Genomic DNA, 12,682 nt, shown 5'->3' on the forward strand with positions numbered 1-12,682 from the left:
TGGGTTCCTCCGTCAGTTCTGGCCGGCGTAGACGCGGGTCATGCCGCCGTCCACGACGAGGTCGACGCCCGTTATGTAGCGGCTGGTGTCCGAGGCCAGGAAGACGAGGGCGTCGCCGATGTCCTCGGCCGTCCCTACGCGGCCCGCCGGGATCTCCTTGGCGACGCGCTCGACGTAGGCGGCGATGTCGTCGTCGCTCAGCTTCTGTTCGTGGCTGTAGCCCTCCGTGGGCACCACTCCGGGGCTGATCGAGTTGACCCGGATCCCACGGTCCTTGAGGTCCGTCGTCCAGCTGCGGGCGAGGGAGCGTACGGCTGCTTTCGACGACGCGTAGACGGCGAACCCGGGCAGCCCCATGTCGGCGGTGATCGACGCGTTGAGGACGATCGACGCGCCGTCGCGCAGGACGTCCAGCACGCTCTGCACCGTGAGGACGACGCCCTTGATGTTGATGCCGAGCTCGCTGTCGATCTGCTCCTCGGTCAGCTCGGCGAGGGGCGTGGCGTGTCCGCCACCGGCGTTGGCGAAGAGTATGTCGAGGCGGCCGTGCGCCGCCTTGATCGTTTCGGCGACGCGCAGCATGTCGCTCTTGCTCGTGACGTCGGCTCGGATTCCGGTGGTGGACGGGCCGAGCTTCTCCGCTGCGGCGTCGAGCACGTCCTTGCGCCGGCCCGTGATGTAGACGGTGGCCCCCTCTTCGACCAGGCGCTTGGCGGCGCCGAAGCCGAGTCCGGTCGTGCCGCCGGTGACCAGGGCGATCCGCCCCTTGAGTGCCTGCGATTCCATGTGAACTTCTCCTGACGGGCAGGGCCTTCCTGACGAAGCGCCTTGATGACGCTTCGTCAGGAACGGGCCGATGGAGGCTGGTGACTTACCGGTTGATGGTCTTCTGCTGCGCGGCGGTGTACCGCTCGCCCTTGATCTGCACCTGGGCAACGGCCTCTTCGATGCGCCTGAGGTCCTCGGAGGTCAGTTCCACGTTGTCGGCGCCGATGTTCTCTTCGAGACGGTGCAGCTTCGTCGTGCCCGGGATCGGTGCGATCCACGGCCTCTGCGCCAGCAGCCACGCGATGGCGGTCTGAGCCCGGGTCGCCTGCTTGGCGTCTGCGATCTCACCCAGCAGCGCGATCAGTGCGAGATTGGCCTCACGCGCCTCTTCCTCAAAGCGCGGCAGCACGTTGCGGATGTCGTTGGCCTCGAACTTCGTGTCCTGACTGATCGCGCCGGTCAAAAAGCCCTTGCCGAGCGGGCTGAACGGCACGAAGCCGATGCCCAGTTCCTCCAGGGTCGGCAGGATGATCTCCTCGGGCTCGCGCCACCACAGCGAGTACTCGCTCTGCAGGGCCGTGACCGGCTGGACCGCATGGGCCCTGCGGATGACGTCCGCACCAGCTTCGGACAGGCCGAAGTGCTTGACCTTGCCTTCCTGGATGAGATCCCGGACCGTGCCGGCGACCTCTTCGATCGGCACGTCGGGGTCCACCCGGTGCTGGTAGAACAGATCGATGTGGTCGGTCTGCAGACGCTGCAGGGACTGCTCGGCGACCAGCCGGATCCGCTCCGGCCGACTGTCCAGCCCCGCCGTGGGATTGCCGTCCTTGAACCCGAACTTCGTGGCGATGACGACCTGGTCGCGCACCGGCGCCAGGGCCTCGCCCACCAGCCTTTCGTTCGCCTCTCCGTACCCCTCGGCGGTGTCGAAGAGCGTCACACCGCGCTCGGCGGCCGCCCGGATCAGTTTGATGGCCTCACCGGTGTCCGCGACCTGGCCGTAGCCGAAGGTCATTCCCATACAGCCGAGCCCGATCGACGACACTTCGAGCCCGCTGTTTCCCAGTACACGCTTCCTCATTTTGTTCTCCTTTCGAGTGGCCACGGGCGACGACAACGCCCTGGCGGGTGTAGGTCCTGATGGTCGTGAGGTGTGCCAGACGGGTGGTCAGTCCGCTTCGTCGTGTGAGGTGTTGCTTCCGACGGGGCGCGGTGTCAGCTCGCGTCGGCGCCCTCGACGATGTTCTTCAGCTGGGTGATCGCGGACATCGCATTGGGCCAGCCAGCGTAGAACGCGATGTGGGTGATGGCCTCGACCAGCTCGTTCTTCGTCACCCCGTTCTCCAGCGCCTTCGGCAGGTGGAAGGCGAGCTGGTCGGCGCGGTAGAGGGCGACCAGGGTGGCAACGGTGATCAGGCTGCGGTCCCGCTGGGACAGGCCCTCGCTCGCCCACACCTCGCCGAACAGGACGTCGTCGGTGAGCCGGACCAGTTCGGGCGCGAAGTCGCCGAGCAGCTTCTGCGCGGCGGTCTGTTCTTCAGCCATGGCCTTTCATCCTTTCTGTGCGTTTGATCCGTTACAAAACGGAATTAACCGAATTGGTGGGTTCGTTGCAGGAACACCCAGTGGTGTCCCGTAATCAGGCCGCCACGCGGTGGGCCAGCGAGGTCCCCTCGTCCGCCGCAGGGAGGGACACCTGAGGCACGGCGGTGCGGGTGGCGCGCATCGCGGCGAGGACGAGCAGGGGAATCAGGCCCAGTCCGGCCATGACCACGCCGACCACCTCCGGTCCGGTCACTCCCAGGGAGGTGTCCAAGGTCGTGCCCGCCAGCCAGGAGACGAGGGCGATCCCCAGGTTGAAGGCCGACACCGTCAAGGCAGCGGCGAGGGCGGGCGAGGAGTGTCCGAAGCGCACGGCCAGCGGCGTGGCGATCGATGTGATACCCAGGCCCGTCACACCCAGGAGCACCACCAGGACGACGGTCGCCACGGGGCTGGTGGACAGCGGGATCAGCAGGAGCAGCACCAGCACCGACGCGACGGAGGTGGTGATGAACGTGGCCAGCGGCTTGCGGTCGCCGAGGCGGCCGGTGATGTTCGTGCCCAGCAGAGCACCGATGCCGAAGCCGACCAGGACGAGCGGTACGGCTCCTTCGGAGATCCCGGTCCTCTCGGTGAGCAGCGGAGAGATGTAGCTGTACGCGGCCATGAAGCCACCAGTGACGAGCGCGGTGGCGGCAAGGACCAGCCACATACGGCCATGGCGCAGGACGGCGAGCTGGGAGCGGACGGAGGGGGTCACCTCGGCGCGTTCCGCGGCGGGGATAAACCGGCCGATGATCATGGCAGCCACGCCCGCGAGGGCGGCCAGCGCCCAGAACGTGCCGCGCCAGCCGATCGCCTGACCGACCCAGGAGCCCAGCGGCACACCGGCCACGATGGCCAGGCTCATGCCGCTCATCATCACGCCCATGGCGCGGGAGGCGGCGGCCGGTCCTGCGGCGGAGGTGGCCACGACCGAGCCGACGGCGATGAAGGTACCGGTGGCCAGCGCGATGATCACACGGGCCGCGAGCACGATGGGGAAAGAGGAGCTGAGTGCGGCGATCACGTGGCCGACGGCGAACACGGCAAGCGCCAGGACCAGGGTGGAGCGCCTGGGCAGGCGCAGCGTGGCGATCGAGATCGTGGGCGCGCCCACGATCATGCCGACCGCGAACGCCGTGATCAGCAGGCCGGCCGTGGCGACGCTGACGCCGAGGTCGGCGGACACCTCGGGCAGGAGGGCCGCGATGATGAACTCGCTGGTGACCATCACGAAGGTGCCGAGGGCCAGCAGCGGGACGACGAACGGCAGCCTGGCGGGCTTTTCTCGGTGAGAAGACATGCGGAGGTAGAGCCTTTGCTGAAGGTGGGCGTGAAACAGGGGGCCGCGTCGCGGGAGCGGCCGGGCGCCGACGCCGGCGCTGGTTCAGCCGAAGGAGTCGGCCTTGATGCTGTCCGGGTCGGGACCGCCGCGCAGGCCGGTGTCGAGGGCGTCGACGGCGGCCGTCTCGTCGGCGGTGAGCGCGAAGTTGAAGATGCCGATGTTCTCCGCGATGCGGTGCGGCGTGACGGACTTCGGGATCGCGGACAGGCCGTGCTCGATGTGCCAGCGCAGCACGATCTGCGCGGGGGTCTTGCCGTACCTGGCGGCGATCTGCGTGATGACCGGGTCCTGCAACGGGCTCTTGCCCGCGTACGGGGCGTCGGGCCAGTACAGGTTCACCGCGCCGAGGGGCGACCACGCCTGGGTGACGATGCCGAGGCCGGCATGCGCCTCGCGCAGCTCGCCCTGGATGAAGTACGGGTGCAGCTCGACCTGGTTGACCGCCGGTACGACGTCGGTGCGCACCATCAGGCCGTTCAGACGCTCGGGGCTGAAGTTGGAGACGCCGATCGCCCGCACTCGCCCGTCGGCCAGCAGCTTCTGTGCTGCCTTGTACGCGGCGACCGTGGAGTCGAACTCGGACGTGTACGGGAAGTGCAGCAGGTACAGGTCCAGGTAGTCCAGTCCCAGCCTGCCCAGGCTGGCGTCGAAGGCACGCAGGGTCGCGTCGTGGCCGAAGTCCGAGAGCCACAGCTTGGTGGTCACGAAGACCTCGCCGCGGTCGACGCCGGAGGCGACGATGCCCTCACCGACCTCCTTCTCGTTGCCGTAGACGGCAGCGGTGTCGATCAGCCGGTAGCCGTCCTGGAGCGCAGTCGTGACCGCGGTGGCGGTCTCCTCCGGTGGGCTCTGGAAGACGCCGAGACCGAGCGCGGGCATCTGCACGCCGTTGTTCAGCGTGATCATCGTGCTCTTGCCAGTCATGGTGGTTCCTTGCATGAGCGGGGGACGGACCGATACGAGGTTCGATACCGGTCGGCCCCTAAGCGGGGCACTGACCATGCAACCCGGAACGGACACGATGAGGGAGTCTCCGCTGTGACGGGTAACAGCAGGGACCCCTAGCGGCATATGCGCAGGCCAAAGCCCCGCCCTTGCTGCCGACGGCAGCCGGAGCAGGCGGGGCCGTGGACGTCGGTTCAGTTCTCGGAGTCCGCCTCGGCGGCCTGCACATCCGCGGCCTCGGCCGTGGCGGACCAGCTCGCCAGCAGGTTCAGCGCGTCCGCGGCCGCGGAGCCGGGGGCCGCGTTGTACAACGCCACGACCAGCCCTGAGCCGTCCGGCAGGTTCATCGATTCGAAGTCGAGGTCCAGCTCGCCGACGACCGGATGCCGGAAGCGTTTCGTCCCCTCATGGAAGACGTGTACGTCGTGGGCGCCCCACATCACGCGGAAGGCGTCGCTGCGGGTCGACAGCTCACCGATCAGGTTCGACAACTCGCGGTCGTAGGGGTTCTTGCCGGCCTCGATCCGCAGCGCCCCCACAGCGCCTCTGGCGATGCGTTCCCAGTCGACGTAGAACCGCCGGGCCGCGGGGCTGAGGAACACGAACCGCACGGTGTTCGCCCCGCAGACCGGATCGGCGTACATCTCCGAGAACAGTGCGCGACCGAGCGGGTTGGCGACCAGAATGTCGAACCGGTGGTTCTTCACGAACGCCGGCATGCCCGGCATCCCGTCAACGATGCGCTGCACGCTGGGCCGCACAGCCGGCCGGGCAGTGCGGCGCCGCACCCGGGCGGGCGTCTTGTTCGCCGCTCGGGCCAGGTCGTACAAGTGCGTGCGCTCCGTGTCGTCAAGCCGCAGAGCCTGGGCCAGCGCCTCCAGGACGCTGTCGGAGACACCGCTGAGATTGCCGCGCTCCAGACGCGTGTAGTACTCGACGCTGACGCCCGCGAGCGTCGCGACCTCGTTCCTGCGCAGCCCGGCTACCCGGCGCTGGCCGTACACGGGCAGACCGGCCTGCTCGGGCGTGATCTTGTCACGGCGAGACTTCAGAAACGCACTGATTTCGGCGCGGTTGTCCATGAGGTCAGGGTAGGTTCGCCGCCCACCAACTGAGAGACCCTGTCATTACCCCTCACAGCAGTAACCCCCAGCGCCAGCCCCTTCCGGTTGGGCGGAGCCGCAGGTCAGAGGGATTCGCCGCTGGATACCTCTCCGCCCCCAGGCGGGATACGGATCACGGGAACGGGACCGCGCAAGCCCACGGACGTTCCGGACGAGTCGCCACCACAATGCAGAGGACTAACATCCGCCCGGCTCCGGACATCACGCCCCTGGAAGCCGATCAGCAACAGCGGCGCCCGATGCAGCCGACCAACCAACACGCTCCAGGCCGCATCAGCCCCGAGGAAGCTGGCGTGACGGTCTTCTGCGGTGAGCGTCGCGTCCCCGGGATGCGCCGCGAGGAAGTCCCCCAGCTTGCACCGTTTACTACACCGGGATGAAGCGCGGGAAACTGCGCGGCGTCTCCACGAGCGTCCTACGCTCACTCACCTGCATCCTGCGCATGGACGAATCCGAGACCCAGCATCGCTCAACACGCTGAACTTGACAGGGAAGACGAAGTGGACCGGCCACTCGTCAGCTGCCCGGGCTGCCCCGGCACCACGCCGGGCGAGCCGGTTCTGCAACCGCTCGAACGCGATGCGGCCCGCGGCATCCCATACGACCAACTCGCCGTTTATGCGGGCTACCACGTGTGTCTCATCGATAGGTCCTTGTTCACTGCCGGATCACCGCTGCGGGTGGTCTCGGGGTGGATGTCGAGCCCGGAGGCTTCGGACTTCGGGATGGTGGCGGGGCTCTGATGGAGCCGGATTGCCGCATCGAAACGAGGCAAGGCGTGATCGCGGACCTGTGGACGACGAGTCGGACTCGTTCGGATGGCTGTCCCAGTGTTACTGACCCGGTGGCGCTGCTCGATCGGGTGGGGATTCGTGAGGGACAGCCGTTCATTCTGGGAGCGGACGGCTCGTACGACCTGCAACTGAACCGGTTCTTGCGTGAGTTGCCGAGCTGGGGTGTGAGGGCCGAGAACAGCGTGCTGGGCTACGCCCGGGACGTCATGCTGTTCGTCCGATTCCTGGAGACCTCGCGGTACGGCAAGTCGATCTGGGCGTGCGACGGTGATGATCTGAGGGCGTACAAGCGTGTCAGGTTGTGGTCGACCGGACCGGGGGCGGTCTCGGTGGGGACGTGGAACCGGTCGGTGGCGGCACTGGACAAGTGGGTGGCGTGGTCGCTGGACGCCGGGCTGCTGAAGCGGGCGCCGTTCCGGTACGTCGACAAGACGGTGATGACGCCGTCAGGGCCCCGTCGGATGCACGTGAACGCCGAGATGGAGTCGGATCCGCAGGACGAACCGTTGCCGTTCGTGTCGTTCGAGGACTACCTGCTGTGGCGGAACGTCGGGTTGCGCGGGGAAGCGCCGGAAGGCGGCGCGGATCCGGTGTGGCAGGGCCGGCACGGGGAGCGCAACGGCCTGTACGCCGACGTTCTCGTGCACAGCGGGATGCGGCTGGGGGAAGCAACTTGTCTGCTGGTGCCGGAGGTACCGCCGGTGGGCGGGCCGGGCGAGTTCCGAGTGGCGGCAGCAGTGGCCAAGCGGCGCAAAGGCCGCCGGGTGTTTCTGCCCCCGCGCAAGCTGCGCCAGGTACACCACTTCCTGGCGGTGGAACGCGATGCAATCATTGCCCGCTGCGTCGCCGAGGACCGCTTCTCGCCCACAGGCGCGGATTGGACGGTGATCCGCGCGGGCCGCTATGCACTGGCCTTGGACGGCGTCTCCCGGAGCTGGCCCTACGGGCGGATCGGTGTGGCGGAGCGGCGCCGGCTCGTACGCCGAAACGGCGAGCCTCTGTGGCTGTGGCTCGCCGATGACGGGCGGCTGCTGGCGCCGGCCGCGTGGCAGGCGGTGTTCCGGCGGGCGAATGCCCGGTGCGCGTCGTTCGGCATCGGTATCGAGGTGCATCCGCACACCCTGCGGCATACCTATGCCGTGTACATGCTGGGTCTGTTGCTGCGGCAGACGGTCCGGGCGCTGGGCCGCCGCCTGGACGGGCCGGTCTCCCGGGCGGAGCTGCGGAGACTGCTGATCGGGAATCCGATGCGGACCCTTCAGCTGCTGCTGGGCCATGCCCGGGAGGCCACCGTCTATACCTACCTCGACGTGCTGGACGAGGCGCAGGAGATCGTACTGGGCGCGTTGGCGCAGTGGGATGCTCAGAGCGTGGCCCTGGAGCAGACAGGGGAGACGGCGTGAGCCGACGGGTCCGGTTCCCACCGCCAGAGGATCTGCCGCCAGAGCCGGAGCCGGTTGCGGCAGTGGGTCCGGTCGTGTTCACCGCGGGGTTCTCCGGTGGGGTCGAGCGGCGCTATGACTTCTCCGCTCTGGCGTGCCCACGACTGGTGCGGTATCTGGCGCGGGCACTGGCGGGGCTGGCGGGAGTGGAGAACAGCCAGAGCTACGTGGGCACGACCGACGCTTACGCCCAGACGGTGACCGAGTTCGTCAGCCACCTCGCACAGGCCACGGACAGCCCCGGCGGCATGGACTTGGAGGACCTGGTCCCCGAGCTCCTGGACTCCTTCGAGGCCAACCTGGTCACCCGGTACGGGGATTCCAGCACCACGCCGTATCTGCGGATGCAGCAGGTGGTGAAGCTGCTGCGGCTCGTCCAGGAGGACAACCCGGACCGGTTGAGTACCGTGATGCAGGCCCGGCTGGGCTTCACCGCGGCGCAGGCGGGCCAGGGCCGAAGCCGGCCCCTGGACGCCTATCCGGATGCCGTGTTCGAGGCAATTCAGGCTGCAGCCCTGGCGGACGTGCGGGCAGCTCGCGACCGGATGCTGGCCGGTGAGCGTCTGGCGGCGACCGGGCAGGACCCGGTCGGCGGAGGCTGGCATGGCTGGACGCGGGAGAACGCGGCCTGGCACATCGCCCGCCGCGGGCCGCTGACGGGAACGGTGCGCGCCGAGCACGGCGCTGGGAGCAAGATCGACGAGCTGGGCGGGATCGGCCGGCTCAACAGCTATTTCTTCCTGACGGCGCACGACGTGGTGGCGTTCGTGGTGCTGCTGATGTGCCAGACCGGCCTGGAACCGGAAGCCGCGTGTGGGCTGTCGGCGGACTGCCTGGTCAACCCGGCCCGCGGGTATGTGAGCGTCGCCTATGTCAAGAACCGGGCGCACGGCCAGTCACGCAAGACGCTGCGGGTGACGGACGGAGGGGCCCTGCACCAGCCGGGCGGATTGATCCGCCTGGCGGTGCGGCTGACCGCCCACGGACGTCGCCTGACCGGCACCGACCTGCTGTGGACGCACACTCTGCGCAGCGGAGAGGTGATCTCCAGCTTCGGCCGCCATCGGGCCACCGACGTCGCCGCCTTCAAGCGGGCATTCCTGGAACGCCATCACCTGGCACCGTTGTTCGAGGCGGCCGGCGAAGAAGCGGTGTTGAACCTGCGGCGGCTGCGCAAGACCTACAAGTCGCGCCGCTACCAACAGACCGGCGGGGTGCTGGAGGACTTCGCCGAGGGCCACAGCGCGCGAGTCGCGGCCAAGCACTACGCCAACATCGACGCTCACCGCCCGCTGCACGAGGAGGCCGTCGAGAAGGGGCTGCGCGAGGCCCTGGATGCCGCGTTGGGGGCGCCCGTTGTTCTCGACAACGATGGCCGGCGACTGGATGGGTCGGCCGACGAACTGCCTCCTGAGCAGGTGAGCGCAGCGTTGTCCGGGGACAGCGACGTGTGGCTGGCTTCCTGCCGGGACTTCCACGCCTCGCCCTTCGCCCGCCGCCCCGACGCGGGGTGCCCGGTGGCGGTGTGGGGCTGTCTGGAGTGCCCGAACGCGGTGTTCACCACCCGTCATCTGCCTGCGCTCTTCAGCTTCGCCGCCTTCTTGACTGACCAGCGGGAGGAGATGCCGGTGCTGGAGTGGAACGCCCGCTTCGCGCTGGCCTGGGAGCGGATCACCTCCGGCATCCTGCCGCAGTTCACCGGCGAGCAGCAGGCCACCGCGCGCCTCATCGCCGAAAGCCACGACCCGGCCCTGCACCTTCCCGGGCAGATCCTCCAGGGACTGACATGACCGCTCCAGCCACGAGGCTTCCTCTCTCCGCCCAGCCGGCCGGGCGTGTCCCGGACGACGCGCCCGTACTGCCCGACCACGTCCTGGCCGCTACGGGGCGCCCGGGACCCGGGCCGCGCTTCGCCGACCCGGTCTGGGAGTTGCGGCCCTTCCTGCCGCGCAGCACCCGCGAGGGCGCAATCGTGTTCGCCTCACTCGACGATCCGGTCGTGGCCCTGGTGCTGCGCGAATACCTCTACTCCCGGCTGCGGCGCGGCAACTCCGCTCTGGTCCGGCGAGCACCGATGAAGCTCACTGGCATTTTCGGGACCTTCCAGAAGGCCAAGATCGTCATCGCCACGCTGCGGGACGTCGGCGCCGCCCGCCTCAGCGACGCGACGGCGGCTCACTTCGAGGCAGCGTTGGAACGCTGGCGGTCCGTCTCGGCGGAGGAGGCGGCGGTGCGGGTGACGGCCCTGAAGCACCTGTTCGCGCATGGCCCGTTCCTGACCGCCGCCCGGCTCATGGTCAACCCGTGGCCCGGCCGGTCCGGGCACGCGGTGGCGGGAGTGGTCCGAGACCCGGAGAACAGCACCGAGCGCATCCCCGAGGACATCATCGCCCCGCTGGTGAAGGCCGCGGTCTTCTACGTCACCACGGCCGGCCCCGACATCCTGGCGGCCCGGCGCGAACACGCCGAGCTGACCGTCGAAGCCCAAAAGCCACGCTCCTTCGGCGGCAATGGCTCCGCGCGCACCCGTGTCGAGTCCTATCTGGCCGAGTTGCGTGCCGCTGGCCGCGGTGTTCCAGCCCTGCCTGAAGGCCAGGCCCGCCGCTACCCGCACATCCCCCTCGTTGGCGGGGTGGTTCAGGCACCGAACGCCTCGCTCGTCGCCCGCCTGGCTGGAGTGGCCAAGTCCGCCGAGATCCGCCGGTACCTCACCGAGGCGGCTGAAGAGATCGGGTACGAAACAGGCGGTCTGCGCACCGCCATGGCACCCTGGCCCGGCACCGGACTCCCGTGGCGACCGGGACTTGGCCCTGCAGAACTGGCCGCCGAAGTAGTCCATATGCGCACAGCCTGCTGGATCGTGATCGCATACCTGTCCGGGATGCGGGACGCGGAAGTCCGTGAACTCGCTCCCGACTGCGCATTCACCGAGACCGGCCCCGACGGCCGCCCCCGCCGCAAGCTCCGCGGGAAGGTCCTCAAGGGCCGCAAGCTCACCGGTGACGAAGCCGAGTGGGTGGTGCTCGATGTCGTCCACCAGGCCGTCGCGCTGCTGGCCGCCGTCAACGACGACCCAACGCACCTGTTCGCCCATAAGGGCATGACCAGCGACGATCTCGTCCTGTTCGGCTCGGTCAACAAACGCCTGAACGACTTCCGCGACCACCTCAACCGGCTCTTCAGCCCGGCGGAGGCCCCCTACATTCCCTGGCATACGGTCGATGGGGCGACGCCAGATCCGGCCCAGGACACCCACGAGCCAGAAGGGGACAACACACAGGAACCGGTGCTCTGGCGGCTGAACACACGGCAGTTCCGTCGCACCCTGGCCTGGCATATCGCGCACCAGCCGTTCGGGATCGTCGCGGGCGCACGCCAGTACCAGCACGCCGAACTCGCCCTGTTCGAAGGCTACGCAGGCACCTCAGCCTCAGGCTTCGCCGCCGAGGTCGCCGCCGAGCGGGCCATTGCCCAGCTCGACTACGTCGAGGACCTCTACCGCGACTGGAACGACGGCCACCGCTCCAGCGGCGGCGCCGCCAGCCGCGTGAACGCCGAGTTCGACCGCATCCGCCGGGAACTGGGCGATCTGCCCGGCATCACCGCCAGCCCCGCCCGGCTGCGCACCATGCTCCAGCACCTGACCAAGACCCTTCACCCGGGCATCCTCAACGACTGCTTCTACCAACACTCCACTGCGGTCTGCGCCCAGCGTGCCCAGCACGCGGGTCGCCCCCTGCCCCTGCTCACCATGTGCCTGACCTGCCCCAACGCCCGCCGATCCACCATCCATCTGCCCCGCCTGACCACCGCCCGCGCCCAAGCCCAGCACCCGCTGGACGCCCCGGCGGCCCTGTCCCGCCTCCAGACCGCAGCCCTGACCATCCACATCGACGAACTCGACCACGCCATCGCCGAACTGCACCCCGAAACCGAGAGCCCTGCCCATGACTGACCCGTCGATTCTGCGCCTGCGCCACGCACTGGAAACCGCCGGCGTCGCCATACGGCAGGGCGTCGACCAGACCATCGTGCACGCCTTCGAGCGGATCATGTCCGGGCACCCCGAGCACACCGACGGCACCCTCACCATCTCCGCACTGTGCACAGAGGCTGGCATCTCGCGCGCCACCTATTACCGCTCGCCCGTGGAGAAGACCGTCACCGGCCTTCTCCAGGCCCCGGACGCACCCCGCTCGCAGACCGACGTCCTCACCAACGAGATCGCCCGCCTCAAACGGGCCGACCGTGCACTGCGTTCCCAGCACGCAGCCGAACAGCGGGAGACCCGAGCCGCTCTCGCCGCCTACGCCAACCACATTCAGACCCTCAGCCTGCGCAACGCAGAACTTGAGGCGGCCAACGCAGCCTTGCGCGAGGGGCTCCAAAGGTCAGACGGCACGCTCACCCGCCTTCCGCTGCCGTCCTGAACTACTGCCCCAAGGGGTGCACGATCTGAGTCCCCAAGCAGGCCGCCGTCACGGACACTCGCCGATCGTCGCAGGCAGGCTGATGGACGCGTCAAGGCTCTCCGCGATGCCCTGCGAAAGCAGCGGTCGCACGGGGGTCGAGACGGTGCTCTCGGATGAGACCGGTGACGGTTCGGGCCATGGGCGAGCCGACGGCTCTTTTCTGGGCGGCAGCCGCGTACGGTCTTCCGCCCCTTTGATCGACTCC

The 12,682-nt window shown here is 68.7% G+C and carries 10 protein-coding genes; 4 read left to right on the top strand and 6 right to left on the bottom strand.

Annotated elements, in window-relative coordinates; genetic code table 11:
- Window positions 1–12: 12 nt before the first annotated feature.
- The 6 genes from ACN6LD_RS27345 to ACN6LD_RS27370 form a co-directional block, all read right to left on the bottom strand.
- On the bottom strand, window positions 13–786 hold the full coding sequence (locus ACN6LD_RS27345; protein ID WP_445044578.1) for an SDR family NAD(P)-dependent oxidoreductase: 774 nt from the start codon (window positions 784–786) through the stop codon (window positions 13–15).
- Window positions 787–871: 85 nt separating this feature from the next.
- A complete protein-coding gene (locus tag ACN6LD_RS27350; RefSeq protein WP_445044579.1) occupies window positions 872–1,852 on the bottom strand; it encodes an aldo/keto reductase in 981 nt (326 codons plus the stop codon).
- 134 nt (window positions 1,853–1,986) lie between these two features.
- Window positions 1,987–2,316 (bottom strand): carboxymuconolactone decarboxylase family protein, encoded by a 330-nt coding sequence (locus ACN6LD_RS27355; protein ID WP_314207576.1) that lies wholly within the window; start codon window positions 2,314–2,316, stop codon window positions 1,987–1,989.
- 94 nt (window positions 2,317–2,410) lie between these two features.
- On the bottom strand, window positions 2,411–3,658 hold the full coding sequence (locus ACN6LD_RS27360) for an MFS transporter (protein WP_314207577.1): 1,248 nt from the start codon (window positions 3,656–3,658) through the stop codon (window positions 2,411–2,413).
- Between the two features lie 84 nt (window positions 3,659–3,742).
- Entirely contained in the window at window positions 3,743–4,624 is an 882-nt protein-coding gene (locus tag ACN6LD_RS27365) for an aldo/keto reductase (protein WP_314207578.1), read from the bottom strand.
- A gap of 215 nt (window positions 4,625–4,839) precedes the next feature.
- Entirely contained in the window at window positions 4,840–5,727 is an 888-nt protein-coding gene (locus tag ACN6LD_RS27370; protein ID WP_445044580.1) for a helix-turn-helix transcriptional regulator, read from the bottom strand.
- Between the two features lie 820 nt (window positions 5,728–6,547).
- On the opposite strand from ACN6LD_RS27370, the gene ACN6LD_RS27375 reads away from it, so the two are divergent.
- The 4 genes from ACN6LD_RS27375 to ACN6LD_RS27390 all read left to right on the top strand — a co-directional run bounded on the left by ACN6LD_RS27375 (window position 6,548) and on the right by ACN6LD_RS27390 (window position 12,435).
- Entirely contained in the window at window positions 6,548–7,966 is a 1,419-nt protein-coding gene (locus tag ACN6LD_RS27375; protein ID WP_445044581.1) for a tyrosine-type recombinase/integrase, read from the top strand.
- Window positions 7,967–8,040: 74 nt separating this feature from the next.
- Window positions 8,041–9,795 carry a hypothetical protein gene (locus ACN6LD_RS27380; protein WP_445044582.1) on the top strand — a complete coding sequence of 585 codons (1,755 nt, stop codon included), beginning with the start codon at window positions 8,041–8,043 and terminating at the stop codon, window positions 9,793–9,795.
- Window positions 9,792–11,960 (top strand): hypothetical protein, encoded by a 2,169-nt coding sequence (locus ACN6LD_RS27385; RefSeq protein WP_445044583.1) that lies wholly within the window; start codon window positions 9,792–9,794, stop codon window positions 11,958–11,960. The genes ACN6LD_RS27380 and ACN6LD_RS27385 overlap by 4 nt, the downstream gene beginning before the upstream one ends.
- Window positions 11,953–12,435 carry a hypothetical protein gene (locus tag ACN6LD_RS27390; protein ID WP_445044584.1) on the top strand — a complete coding sequence of 161 codons (483 nt, stop codon included), beginning with the start codon at window positions 11,953–11,955 and terminating at the stop codon, window positions 12,433–12,435. The genes ACN6LD_RS27385 and ACN6LD_RS27390 overlap by 8 nt, the downstream gene beginning before the upstream one ends.
- The last annotated feature ends 247 nt before the right edge of the window (window positions 12,436–12,682 follow it).

The organism is Streptomyces sp. SAS_272 (assembly GCF_052543235.1).

Excerpts from the sequence above, each read along its gene's own strand:
- ACN6LD_RS27345 (WP_445044578.1), bottom strand. The coding sequence starts at position 786 with ATGGAATCGCAGGCACTCAAGGGGCGGATCGCCCTGGTCACCGGCGGC.
- ACN6LD_RS27350 (WP_445044579.1), bottom strand. The coding sequence starts at position 1,852 with ATGAGGAAGCGTGTACTGGGAAACAGCGGGCTCGAAGTGTCGTCGATC.
- ACN6LD_RS27355 (WP_314207576.1), bottom strand. The coding sequence starts at position 2,316 with ATGGCTGAAGAACAGACCGCCGCGCAGAAGCTGCTCGGCGACTTCGCG.
- ACN6LD_RS27360 (WP_314207577.1), bottom strand. The coding sequence starts at position 3,658 with ATGTCTTCTCACCGAGAAAAGCCCGCCAGGCTGCCGTTCGTCGTCCCG.
- ACN6LD_RS27365 (WP_314207578.1), bottom strand. The coding sequence starts at position 4,624 with ATGACTGGCAAGAGCACGATGATCACGCTGAACAACGGCGTGCAGATG.
- ACN6LD_RS27370 (WP_445044580.1), bottom strand. The coding sequence starts at position 5,727 with ATGGACAACCGCGCCGAAATCAGTGCGTTTCTGAAGTCTCGCCGTGAC.
- ACN6LD_RS27385 (WP_445044583.1), top strand. The coding sequence starts at position 9,792 with ATGACCGCTCCAGCCACGAGGCTTCCTCTCTCCGCCCAGCCGGCCGGG.
- ACN6LD_RS27390 (WP_445044584.1), top strand. The coding sequence starts at position 11,953 with ATGACTGACCCGTCGATTCTGCGCCTGCGCCACGCACTGGAAACCGCC.